Raw genomic sequence first — 10,230 nt, forward strand, 5'->3', positions numbered from 1 at the left:
CCCCCGCCCCGGCGTGCGGGGGGCCCGGCTCTCGCTCGTCGGCGGCGCATGAAGACGCGAGCCGGGGGTACCGCGCGGATGGCGGTCAGGGGGCCTGTTCTCTGCGCCGACCGCCGTACAGTCGAGTGGTCAGTGGAGACGAGCGACGCGTTGCCGGTCTCGGGGTGAGCGGCGCGTCACGCGGTTCGCGGAGGCGAACGATGAGTTTTCCCTTGCCCGACAGCGTCGACGCCCTCAAGAGCATGATCGGCCGGGAGGTCTCCTCCCTGCGCGCGGCCGTGCGCAGGAACGCGGGGAGCCCCATGGCCGGTCCGTCCGGTACGGAGATGGCGTCGCCCTTGCAGTCCCTGGCCGTCCTCCCGCCCCACAGGGATCCGGACGGGGCGTCGCGGTGCCTGTGCAGCACCCACGAGCCGGGCGGCAGCGGGGTGTGCTCGGTGCTGCCCGCGATCCCCGCCTCCGCCGTCCTGCTGGAGCCCGTGTGGGACGAGGCCGACGCCGTCCTGGACTTCCGGATCGTGGCCGGCAACCGCGTCCGTTCGGCGGACTGGCTGGAGGCACCCGACCACCTGGTCGGACAGCGGTTCCTGGAGGCGCGGCCCGGTGCGGCGCACTCGGGTCTGCTGGCCGCCCTGGCGGACGTGATGGACACGGGCAGGCCCCTGGACGGCCGAGTGATCGACTACACGGAGGAGCGCCTCGGCCGGATCCACCGGACTCCGCTGCTGTACTCCGCCGCGCGCTGCGGTGAACAGGTGCTGGCGACGTGGCGGCCCGTGCAGAGCCAGGCCGAACTGCTGACCATCGACGCGCAGTATCTGGCGTCGATGGGGTGGGGGAACTGGGATCTGTTGTCGGGGAAGGTGACCTGGTCGGAGGGGCTCAGCCGGATCTTCCACGCCGAAGTGCGCATGCCGTGGTCGCTGGAGCAGCTGTGCGACGCGCTGCTGCCGGACGATCTGACGGCCTTCTCCGAGTTCCTCACCTCGGTGCTCGCGGGCGAAGAGCCCGCCTGGACCCGGATCCGCTTCCTGGTACTCGGAGAGCTCCGCACACTCGACCTGCTCGGCCGGCCGGTCGCCGGGACGGACGGCAGGCCGTGGGCGGTCAATCTGGTGGCTCGCGACCTCACCCCGCAGATCCGCAGTCGGCGGCGGCTGGCCGAGACGGAGCTGGAGTCGGATTGGCTGCGGCGCCAGACGGAGGCGGAGCGGAAGGTGGCGGACGCGCTGCGGGAGGCGATTCTCCCCACACTCCCCGAGGCGCTGGCGGCGGTCGGGCTGACGGTGGCGGCCGCCTACCGGCCGGCCGAGCCGGACGCGGCGGTGGGCGGTGACTGGTACAAGTGCAGGCTGCTGCCGGACGGCCGGGTGCTCGTGGCGATCGGCGACGCCTCGGGCCACGGTCTGGACGCGGTGGCGCGCATGGCGCAGCAGCGGCACGCCCTGGCCGGCCTGGCGCAGACGGGCGCGTCCGCGGGGGAGGTCACCACGTGGCTGAACGAGCTGGTGTGCAGCGATCCCGCCGGGCAGACGGCCACGGTCGTGACCGGCCACATCGACCAGGACAAGACCCTGCGCTGGGCCGACGCCGGTCATCCGGCGCCGCTGCTCCTGCGCGACGGCCGGGTCGAGCCGCTCGTCACCGAGCACCGCGGCCCGCTGCTCGGCGCGCTGCCGGGGTACGCGTACGAGACCTCGTCGACCCCGCTGCGCCCGGGCGATCTGCTCGTCCTCTACACCGACGGCATGGTCGAGCGCCGGGACGAGGAGGTGACGGTCGGGATCGACCGTCTGGCGAAGGCGGTGGCGGCCCTGGCCACGCTGGAACCCCGGCAGCTCATCGACCGGCTGGTGGACGATCCCGAGATCGTGGGCCACGAGGACGACGCCTGTCTGCTGGCGATCAGGGTGGACTGAGAGCCCGTCGGGAGGCGACCGGGCCGCACTGTGCAGGTGACCTCACCGCGGGCGTCCGGTTCGGACGGCCCGGGGCACACGTGGGGCCGTCGGCACCCCGCGCCGAACCGGGAACGAGGCGCCATCATCGGAAAGGACGTGACCGTCGGTCTCCTGACGTGCCGGCGGGCCGTCGCCGACCTCTCACTGCTCGGGCCGGGCCCGAAGGCGTAGCGAAGGAGTGCTGCACCATGCGCATCCTGATGGTGGGGGCGGGAGGTGTGGGTACGGCGATCACCAGGATCGCGGCCCGCCGACCCTTCTTCGAACACATGGTCGTCGCCGACTACGACCCGGCGCGGGCGGAGTCCGCCGCGACCGCGCTGGGCGCGGAGGGACGCAGGTTCACCGCGGCCCGGCTCGACGCCTCGGACACCGCCGCGGTGCGGGCCGCCCTGGTCGAGCACCGCTGCGACGTCCTGCTCAACGCCACCGACCCGCGTTTCGTCCCGCCCCTCTTCGAGGCCGCGCTCGCCGAGCGCGCCCACTACCTCGACATGGCCATGTCCCTCTCCCGGCCCCACCCGTCGCGCCCGTACGAGGAGTGCGGTGTGAAGCTGGGCGACGAGCAGTTCGCCCGTACGGCCGAGTGGGTGGCGGCGGACCGCCTCGCCCTCGTCGGCATGGGCGTGGAGCCGGGCCTCTCGGACGTCTTCGCCCGCCACGCCTCCGACACGCTCTTCGACGAGATCGACGAGATCGGCATCCGCGACGGCGCCAACCTGGTCGTCGACGGATACGACTTCGCCCCCTCGTTCAACATCTGGACCACGATCGAGGAGTGCCTCAACCCGCCCGTCGTCTACGAGGAGGGGCGGGGCTGGTTCACCACCGAGCCCTTCAGCGAGCCGGAGGTCTTCGACTTCCCGGACGGCATCGGCCCCGTGGAGTGCGTGAACGTCGAACACGAAGAGGTGCTGCTGGTTCCCCGGTGGCTGAAGGCCCGTCGGGTCACCTTCAAGTACGGTCTCGGCGACGAGTTCATCGGCGTCCTGCGCACCCTCCACAAGCTGGGGCTCGACCGCACGGATCCGGTGAGCGTGGAGGGAGCCGAGGGCCGGGTCGCGGTCTCGCCCCGCAACGTCGTCGCCGCCTGTCTGCCCGACCCCGCGACCCTCGGCGACCGGATGCACGGCAAGACGTGCGCGGGCACCTGGGTCAAGGGAACCAAGGACGGCCGGCCCCGCGAGGTGTACCTCTACCACGTGGTCGACAACCAGTGGTCCATGAGCGAGTACGGCTCCCAGGCCGTCGTGTGGCAGACCGCCGTCAACCCCGTGATCGCCCTCGAACTCGTCGCGTCCGGCGCCTGGCAGGGCAGTGGGGTACTGGGCCCGGAGGCGATGCCGTCGCAGCCCTTCCTCGACCTGCTCACGGAGTACGGCGCGCCGTGGGGCCTGCGCGAGCAGTGACGGCCGCCCGAACCCGACCGGCACTGCGCGAGCGGTGACGGCGCCCGAACCCGGCCGGCGTACCTGCGCATGCAGGGCAGGCCGAGCCTCCCTACGATGAAGGCGTAGGTCACGCCGTTCTGTCCGAGCTCGACGAGCGAGGGAACATGGCCGCCGAGGATGCCGCGCCCACCGGGCGCCCAGTGGGTTTGAAGCCCAACGCGATCGGTTTCGTCGATGCCCTTGTCATCGGGCTCAACGCGACCTCGCCCGCGTACTCGCTCGCGGCTGTCATCGGCCCGATCGTGGCACTGGCCGGAATCTACGCGCCAGGCGTGATGTTCGCGTCCTTCGTGCCGATGCTGCTGATCGCGTCGGCGTTCTACTACCTCAACAAGGTCGACCAGGACTGCGGCACGACCTTCTCCTGGGTCACCCGCGCCATGGGCCCCTGGGCCGGCTGGCTCGGCGGATGGGCCATCGCGATGACCGGAGTCCTGGTCGTCGGCTCGCTCGCCGATGTGGCCGTGAGCTTCGCCCTGCTCGCCTTCGGCCTCGACAGCTGGGTGGACAACGCCTTCGTACGCCAGCTGCTGACCGTGCTGCTCATCCTGGTGATGACCGCCGTGTGCGTCATCGGCACCGAACTGTCCGCCAAGGTGCAGAACGTCCTCATCCTGGCTCAGGTCGCCTGCCTGCTCATCTTCGTGGCCATCGCGCTCTACGCCGTCTACAACGGCACCAGCAAGTACCCGGCGATCGAACCCGCCTTCAGCTGGCTGAATCCGTTCGGCGCCGGAGGCGCGGCGCTGACCGGCGGGCTGCTCCTCGGCGTCTTCATCTACTGGGGCTGGGAATCGGCGGTCAACCTCACCGAAGAGGTCAAGGACTCCGCGACCGCCCCCGGCAAGGCGGGCCTCTGGTCGACCGTCATCCTGCTCGTGACCTACGTGTCCGTGGGCTTCGCGGTCGTCGCCTACGCCGGTCCGACGTTCCTGGCGGAGAACGCCGACGAGGAGGAGTTCATCTTCGCCCAGCTCGCCGGGGACGTACTGGGCGGCTGGGACTGGATCCTGCTCCTGGCCGTCTCCACCTCGGCCATCGCCTCCACCCAGACCACCATCATCCCGGCCTCGCGCACCGCGCTGTCCATGGCGCGCCGCCGGGCGCTGCCCGCCCACTACGGCCACATCAGCCCGCGCTTCCGCACCCCCGACGTGAGTACGTGGTGGGTCGCCGCCATCGCCATCGGCTGGTACCTCGTCGTGAGCCAGATCAGCTCCAACGCGCTCTTCGACTCGCTCACCGCGCTCTCGTTGCTGATCGCCTTCTACTACGCGCTCACGGGCATCGCCTGCGCGGTCTACTACCGCCGCCACCTCCTCGAGAGCGTCCACAACTTCCTGCTGATCGGACTGGGTCCCCTGGTCGGTGCCGGACTGCTGGCCTGGCTCCTGGTGCGGTCCGTCGCCGACATGTCCGACCCGGAGAACTCCTACAGCGGCACCTCGTGGTTCGGCCTCGGTCCGCCGCTGGTCATCGGCATCGGCATCGCGCTGACCGGCGTGGTCATCATGTTCGTATGGCGCCTGCGGTCGCCCGCGTTCTGGCGGGAGCGCCCGAGCGTCGCCGACCCCGACCTGGTCCACGGCCGAGGCCACGGCAAGGAGTCCTGAGATGTCGGTCGTTCTGGGCTACGACGAATCCCCCGGCGCCGCTCGGGCGCTGCGCATCGCGGTCGAGGTGGCCGCCGCGTTCGACGAGCGTCTCGTCCTGGTCTACGGGGCCGCCGTCCCCGGGCCCACGGGCGAGGAGTACGCGTCGCACCACGAGGCCATCCGCCAGGCCGGCCGTACCGGCCTGGAGCACGCGGTCGCCGAGGCCGACCGGGCAGGTGTCCCGACCGTCGTCGAGGTGATCGACGACAAGCCGGCCCAGGCCTTGATCGACGCGGCCCGCCGCCACGCGGCCCGCGTCATCGTGGTCGGCAGCTGGGGCGAGAGTCCGATGCGCGGCGCGCTCCTCGGCTCGACGCCCCACAAACTCCTGCACATGTCCACCGTGCCCGTCCTCTGCGTCCCGCCGGAGGAATAGGGCGCGCATCGCAGGGCGTGACACCACCTCACTTGGCCGGTGTCCGCCCGGAACCGGCCCGGTCGGCCGGGGTCAGGGCGTCGAGGGCGCGGTCGAGGGCCTCGACCAGCTGAGGGTGTTCCCCGGGGGTGTACAGCATGCGCAGCGCCAGCCCGTCGGAGACCGCGATGACGGCGTCGGCGGTGGCGACGGGGCGGGAACAGCCTGCCGTCCCGAGCCAGGCGGCGAGAGCCTCCCGGATGTCCGTGTCGAGCCGGCGCCGGATCTCGGCCAGGCGGGGGTGGTGGGCGGCGTAAACGGCGAAGGCGAGCTGGGCGGCGGCCTCGGCGCGACGCTCGTCGTCCAGCGGCAGCGTGGTGAGCACCAGTTCGCGCAGCGCTTCCCGCAGGGGGAGCGCGGTGTCCACCTGGGCCATTCGCTGCTCGACGCGCTCCCCGGCCAGTTCGGCGGCGAAGTGAAGCATCTCCTCCCTGGTCCGGAAGTACTTCTGCACAGCACCCGCCGACCGGCCGCTGGCGGCGGCCACGGTACGCACACTGACCTGGTCCATGCCCTGCTCGCCGGCCAGCCGCAGCAGGGCGGCACCGATCTGGCGGCGCTGTTCGGGCCGGTCGACGGCTTTGGGCATCGTCATGCTCCTCACTTTGAGATACGGTCGTATTCTAAAGTGAAGGGGGAACGTGATGAGCGAACGAAACGACAACGAAATGGCCGCGGTGGCCAAGCGCGTCTCCGACCAGGACCGCGACGCCGCTCTCGCCGTCCTGGCGGCAGCCCTGGCCGAGGGCCGCCTGGACCCGCAGGAGCACGCCGTACGGGCGCAGACCGCTCTGCGGGCCCGTACCACCACCGACCTCACCGATCTGACGGCCGATCTTCCCGCCCCTGCTCCGTCCCGCGCGGAACGGGACCGCAAGGACCTCGCCGAGTGGCTCGCGGAGTGGCGGTACTGGCTGGGCGGCCTGGTGATCATGTCCGGCATCTGGGGCGTGCGCTGTCTCCAGAAGGGAGAGTTGAGCTTCTACTGGCCGGTGACGCCGCTGGGCATCTGGGCGGCGATCCTGATCGCCGTCGCGATCTGGCCCAGTGACGAGGACGACGACTGACGACGGCTCCGCAGCTGCCCGGGCTACTCCAACCTGCGGATCCTCCCGGCGATCCGCACCGGCTTGCGCCGCTCGCCGCAGCGGTCATGGATACATTCCGGCTCGGGCGGCCGGCAGCGGCCGAAGCCCTCCTCGGCCGCCCGCGGGCGGCCGCCGCGACGAGTGAGAGCGGGCATGGCGTGGACCGTCGGGATCATCGGGATCAAGGGACGTCGGCACTGAGCGACGCCGGGGCGGCGCGCCGGGTGGAGGCCCTCTTCAAGGCCATGGCGGCCGACTTCCTCCTCCGCGAACAGTTCGTCACCGATCCGGCTCAGATCGTCGCCGAGTACGTCCGGGGCGAGCGACTGGAACAGCGCCGGGCGGAGGACACCAACCGGCTCATCCACGCGGTGATGTCCAACCCGGGACTCGTCCGCTGGATCCGGGACTTCGCGCGCCGGGCCCGCCAGAACGGCGCGGCCCCGGACTCCGGCCTCGCCGACTTCGGCCGGGCGGTGATCGACAACCGCGCGACGCACGTCGTGACGGCCCTGGCCGCCTGCTCGGGGGAGCAGTCGGGCGTCGTGGGGTTCGACACGTCGTTCCTTCGCGTCGTCGCCGACAGCGGCATCTTCGGTGTGACCGCGTCGACCGAGGTGAGTGGGACGCACATGTCGACGGGCGGGAGCGGGACGGATCCGCTGACGGAGTCGAGCGGTACACACGTCTCCCTGGCGGCGGATGCGGATCCGTTGACCGAGGTGAGTGGCACGCACGTGTCGACAGGTGGCAGTGGGACGGACCCGTTGACGGAGTCGAGTGGTACGCATGTGTCGTTGCCGGCGGATGCGGATCCGTTGACCGAGGTGAGTGGCACGCACATGTCGACAGGTGGCAGTGGGACGGATCCGCTGACCGAGTCGAGCGGTACGCACGTCTCCCTGGCGGCCATGAGCGCCGACGACGTCGGCCGGATCCTCGGGAGCGGGTCCGGGAAGGTGGCGCTGGAGGCGCTCATGCGGTACTCCGTCGAACTGCGCGACCGCGGGCTGCTGGACCGCCCCGGCACATGGTGACCCACGCCGACGCCGTCGACACCGACGCGGCCCCCGTCCGGGACCGGACCGCCCGGCTGATCCGGCTCGGCCGCGCCGACGAGTGCCTCGACCTGTGGCGGCGGCCCGAGACGGCCACCGAGGAGAACCTGCGGTGGCTCGACCGTATGGCCTGGCAGGCCATGGACGCCCGGGAGTACGGGGCCGCCGGTGCGTGGGGTCGGCTGCTGGCCCTCGCCCGGTGGGGCGACGGCGCCGACGCGACGCCGTCCACCCCGCCGCCCGTCTCCCACCTCTCCGTCCCCAAGCTGCTCCACGACATCGAGCAGCTGCGGTACCTCCGTGGCCGCGGGCTGCTCGACGAGGGCTACGACACCGTCGTGACCGCGTACGAGAGGATCGCCGAACGGCTCACCGCACAGGGCGACTTCGGACAGGTACCGATGACCGAGGCGGACAGCGGAGCCGTCGGGCACGTCTACAACAGGCTGCTCCACCTCGGTACCGCCCCCCGGCTGGACCGGGCGCTCGGCGGCTGGGACCGGCGAGGGGCCGAGGCCGCCTACCTCGGTGACGGCCGCGGGATCGTGGTGATCGACGACCTGCTCACGCCGGAGGCGCTCGCGAGCCTCCGGGCCTTCTGCCTGGAATCGACCGTGTGGTCGGCCAACCGGTACGCCCACGGCCGGCTCGGCGCCTTCTTCCGTGACGGCTTCAACTGCCCGCTGCTGCTGCAGATCGCCGAGGAACTGGCCGACGCGCTGCCCCGGGTCATCGGCGACCGCTACCCCCTCCGGCAACTGTGGGCCTTCAAGAACGGCCCCGACCTGCCCCGGTCCGGCCACACCCACGCGGACTTCGCGGCCGTCAACGTCAACTTCTGGATCACCCCCACCGAGGCGAACCTCGACCCCGGCAGCGGCGGCCTGATCGTGCACCGCGCCGACGCGCCGCCCGACTGGGACTTCGACACCTACAACGGACGGCCCGACATCATCGGCTCCTACCTGGAGACCCGGCAGGTGGGAGCGGTCCGGATCCCCTACCGGGCCAACAGGGCGATCCTCTTCGACTCGGACCTGTTCCACGGCACCGACGGCGTACGGTTCCGTCCCGGCTACGAGAACCGTCGTATCAACGTCACGATGCTCTACGGCGAACGCGCCGACGACGTCCACCACCGCAACCCCCAGGGCCACTTCGGCCCGGGGGCCGGGGCGGGCGGCGTCGCCGCCTGGCGCTCGGGCGCCTTCACCCGCGCCCGCGCGGGACGCGGATGAGCTCGCAGTACGGCCAGGACCTGTTCGTACTCCAGGCGTTGAACGGGCAGCGCGGAGGCTTCTTCCTCGACTCGGGCGCCTCGGACGGCGTGGACGCCAGCAACACCCGCCTACTGGAGACCTCGTACGGCTGGTCCGGGATCTGCGTCGAACCGAATCCCCGGCTCTACGCCGATCTCGTACGGAACCGCCGCTGCCACACCGTGAACTGCTGCCTGTACGACCGGCCGGGTGAGGTCGACTTCGTCGAAGCCGGCACGGTGGGCGGGATCCTCGACGAGTACCACCCCGCCCTGCTCGCCTGCGCCCGCCGCCTTCTCGGCACCGACCCCGACCGGCCACCGCCGACCGTGCGCCGCCCCGCGCGCACCGTCCGGTCGGTGCTCCGCGAGTACGGCGCGCCCCCGGTCGTCGACTACTGGAGCCTGGACATCGAGGGCGCCGAACTGAACGTCCTGAAGAGCTTTCCCTTCGACGAGTACGACGTCCGCGTGCTCACCGTGGAGCACAACTGGCTCCCTGTCCGGGCCGACGTACGACGGTTCCTCGAAGGCCGCGGCTACCGGTGGGCCGGCGAGCTGGGCTGCGACGACTGCTTCGTCCGGCCGTCGGCCGGCGTGGTGCCCCACCACGCGTGGCGCAGCGGGGCGTGGCGTCACCGCCACGCCACCTGACCGGGGCGCGCCGGACGACCCGTCCACACAGCCGGGGCTGCCCGCGCGCGAGAGGCTCGCCCTTCAGTGACCGGCACTCACCTTCACCAGCGCGATCGCCACGCCGATCACCGCGTCGACGAGCCCCGCCAGCAGCGCCAGGAACCGGCCGCCGCCCATGCGCAGCCCGCCGACGAAGCCCCACACGAACAGCGAGGCGATGGCAAGACCCGCTGCGGTCAGGAGCGCCGTGTGAAGACTCATGGCCCCGAGCGCGGCGAGAGTGATCATCACGGCCGGGGCCACCGCGCAGGTCAGCAGCGGGCTGCTGACGTACAGCATCCGGCGCAGCTCGGCGCCCGTGGCGAAGCCGCGGTGCACCGTGCGGTGGGCCTGTTGGTCCGCGGCGAACGCGGCCAGCCACAGGGCCAGCGCCGTCGTCAGCACCGTCGCGGCCGCCCCGGCCGGTCCTGCGTGGCCGGCGGACAGGCCCACGACGACGGCGATCATCGTGATCGTCGCGTAGATGCGCTCCTTGAGCCGGTCCACCAGGGCCCCGACCTCCGCCTCGGCCGCTTCCTCCGCCCGCGCCTGCTCCGCCACTCGATCCCCTCGACCCGCCCTGCCCTGTCGCCCGGCCACGGACCAGCATGCCTTCCGGGACCGTCCGAAGCCGGTAACCACACCCCGGACCACGCCTCCCGCCGTACC

General features: G+C 71.8%; 10 protein-coding genes. 8 read left to right on the forward strand and 2 right to left on the reverse strand.

What is annotated here, in order from left to right; translation table 11 throughout:
- Positions 1 to 200 precede the first annotated feature (200 nt).
- From M5362_RS01145 to M5362_RS01160, 4 genes are all read left to right on the forward strand, one after another.
- The gene (locus M5362_RS01145; protein WP_260225308.1) at positions 201 to 1,919 is read left to right on the forward strand and encodes a PP2C family protein-serine/threonine phosphatase; all 1,719 of its coding nucleotides are present in this window, start codon (positions 201 to 203) and stop codon (positions 1,917 to 1,919) included.
- A gap of 230 nt (positions 1,920 to 2,149) precedes the next feature.
- Entirely contained in the window at positions 2,150 to 3,370 is a 1,221-nt protein-coding gene (locus tag M5362_RS01150) for a saccharopine dehydrogenase family protein (protein WP_260225309.1), read from the forward strand.
- Positions 3,371 to 3,516: 146 nt separating this feature from the next.
- Complete coding sequence (locus tag M5362_RS01155; RefSeq protein WP_260225310.1) at positions 3,517 to 5,025, forward strand: APC family permease; 1,509 nt, start codon at positions 3,517 to 3,519, stop codon at positions 5,023 to 5,025.
- A gap of 1 nt (position 5,026) precedes the next feature.
- Complete coding sequence (locus tag M5362_RS01160) at positions 5,027 to 5,443, forward strand: universal stress protein (RefSeq protein WP_260225311.1); 417 nt, start codon at positions 5,027 to 5,029, stop codon at positions 5,441 to 5,443.
- A 28-nt stretch (positions 5,444 to 5,471) separates the two neighbouring features.
- Here the strand turns inward: M5362_RS01160 and M5362_RS01165 are convergent, their stop codons facing one another.
- Complete coding sequence (locus M5362_RS01165; RefSeq protein WP_260225312.1) at positions 5,472 to 6,077, reverse strand: TetR/AcrR family transcriptional regulator; 606 nt, start codon at positions 6,075 to 6,077, stop codon at positions 5,472 to 5,474.
- Between the two features lie 49 nt (positions 6,078 to 6,126).
- Here M5362_RS01165 and M5362_RS01170 point away from each other — a divergent pair, with 49 nt between their 5' ends.
- The 4 genes from M5362_RS01170 (at position 6,127) to M5362_RS01185 (ending at position 9,540) form a co-directional block, all read left to right on the forward strand.
- Positions 6,127 to 6,549 carry a DUF1707 domain-containing protein gene (locus tag M5362_RS01170; protein ID WP_260225313.1) on the forward strand — a complete coding sequence of 141 codons (423 nt, stop codon included), beginning with the start codon at positions 6,127 to 6,129 and terminating at the stop codon, positions 6,547 to 6,549.
- 245 nt (positions 6,550 to 6,794) lie between these two features.
- The gene (locus tag M5362_RS01175) at positions 6,795 to 7,607 is read left to right on the forward strand and encodes a hypothetical protein (protein ID WP_260225314.1); all 813 of its coding nucleotides are present in this window, start codon (positions 6,795 to 6,797) and stop codon (positions 7,605 to 7,607) included.
- Positions 7,601 to 8,866 carry a hypothetical protein gene (locus tag M5362_RS01180; protein WP_260225315.1) on the forward strand — a complete coding sequence of 422 codons (1,266 nt, stop codon included), beginning with the start codon at positions 7,601 to 7,603 and terminating at the stop codon, positions 8,864 to 8,866. Before M5362_RS01175 ends, M5362_RS01180 begins: the two co-directional genes overlap by 7 nt.
- Entirely contained in the window at positions 8,863 to 9,540 is a 678-nt protein-coding gene (locus M5362_RS01185; protein WP_260225316.1) for an FkbM family methyltransferase, read from the forward strand. The genes M5362_RS01180 and M5362_RS01185 overlap by 4 nt, the downstream gene beginning before the upstream one ends.
- Positions 9,541 to 9,603: 63 nt before the next feature.
- On the opposite strand, the gene M5362_RS01190 is transcribed toward M5362_RS01185, so the two are convergent.
- On the reverse strand, positions 9,604 to 10,122 hold the full coding sequence (locus M5362_RS01190) for a hypothetical protein (protein ID WP_260225317.1): 519 nt from the start codon (positions 10,120 to 10,122) through the stop codon (positions 9,604 to 9,606).
- Between the last annotated feature and the right edge of the window lie 108 nt (positions 10,123 to 10,230).

It is taken from the genome of Streptomyces sp. Je 1-79 (genome assembly GCF_025195125.1).
Lineage (GTDB): Bacteria > Actinomycetota > Actinomycetes > Streptomycetales > Streptomycetaceae > Streptomyces.

Coding starts and splice junctions, on each gene's coding strand:
- M5362_RS01145 (WP_260225308.1), top strand. CDS start 201: ATGAGTTTTCCCTTGCCCGACAGCGTCGACGCCCTCAAGAGCATGATC.
- M5362_RS01150 (WP_260225309.1), top strand. CDS start 2,150: ATGCGCATCCTGATGGTGGGGGCGGGAGGTGTGGGTACGGCGATCACC.
- M5362_RS01155 (WP_260225310.1), top strand. CDS start 3,517: ATGGCCGCCGAGGATGCCGCGCCCACCGGGCGCCCAGTGGGTTTGAAG.
- M5362_RS01160 (WP_260225311.1), top strand. CDS start 5,027: ATGTCGGTCGTTCTGGGCTACGACGAATCCCCCGGCGCCGCTCGGGCG.
- M5362_RS01165 (WP_260225312.1), bottom strand. CDS start 6,077: ATGACGATGCCCAAAGCCGTCGACCGGCCCGAACAGCGCCGCCAGATC.
- M5362_RS01170 (WP_260225313.1), top strand. CDS start 6,127: ATGAGCGAACGAAACGACAACGAAATGGCCGCGGTGGCCAAGCGCGTC.
- M5362_RS01180 (WP_260225315.1), top strand. CDS start 7,601: ATGGTGACCCACGCCGACGCCGTCGACACCGACGCGGCCCCCGTCCGG.
- M5362_RS01185 (WP_260225316.1), top strand. CDS start 8,863: ATGAGCTCGCAGTACGGCCAGGACCTGTTCGTACTCCAGGCGTTGAAC.